Genomic DNA, 794 nt, shown 5'->3' with positions numbered 1-794 from the left:
GAAGTTCGTCAACCATTCTGAAGTCAGACAGTCCCCATTTTTCGTTCAGCTGAAAGCGACAGAGAAATTCGATGGCTCCGAGGTAGCCAAGTGGCAATTTCAAACAAGCTATCTTATCGAAGACTGCCTTTCGGCGTCGATACCAGTCGTGCTCTGTCTCTATGAACGGTCATCCGACCAGTTCTACTGGTGCATCCTGCAATCATATTGTTGGGACGTGCTTGATGAACAGAACCCGGAGTGGCGATCCCAAACCTATGTTCAGATCCAGATCGATCGAGAGCCACTTGAGACTCCTGGAGGGATGCAGCGACTGATGCGGACTGTGTCCCGGGCTCAACGCCGAATCACGATGCGGTCATCTATTGCGTCGCAACGACGGGGGACCTTTGCGAACCCTCCCGGAACTCAACTTGCGTCGACTGAAGAGGTTCGGAGGCACAAACGCGAACTGGTCGAAGATGCACACCGGTTAGCCATTGCTGACCATCTATACCGGGCTCTGAGCCGAGTGATGTATGTCTATCAGTTACCGGAAGACGATCGGCCGCGGCTTGATGCGATCTGCTACTTGCTCGCCCTTCGAGTCACGACCGCCCCGGATATTGCTCTCGCGAAGCTCCGTTTGGCGAATCACGGCCTTGCCCTCGCGGACTCATACGATGAACCTGATGTTCAAGAACTGGTAGAGGATCTCATCGACAGCCCACGTAAATACCTGAAAAAGGAATTCATCGGGGCACGATATCTACATACGAAATCCGGACGCGAGTGCCTTGTATTAGAGGTTGTCT

General features: G+C 53.0%; 1 pseudogene. It reads left to right on the top strand.

What is annotated here, in order from left to right:
* Positions 1 to 514: 514 nt before the first annotated feature.
* Positions 515 to 794 (top strand): annotated as a pseudogene (locus tag C5B90_RS21120) (hypothetical protein); the annotation flags it as partial.

This window comes from Haloferax sp. Atlit-12N (genome assembly GCF_003383095.1).
Lineage (GTDB): Archaea > Halobacteriota > Halobacteria > Halobacteriales > Haloferacaceae > Haloferax.
This window is presented reverse-complemented; position numbering and strand designations above follow the sequence as displayed.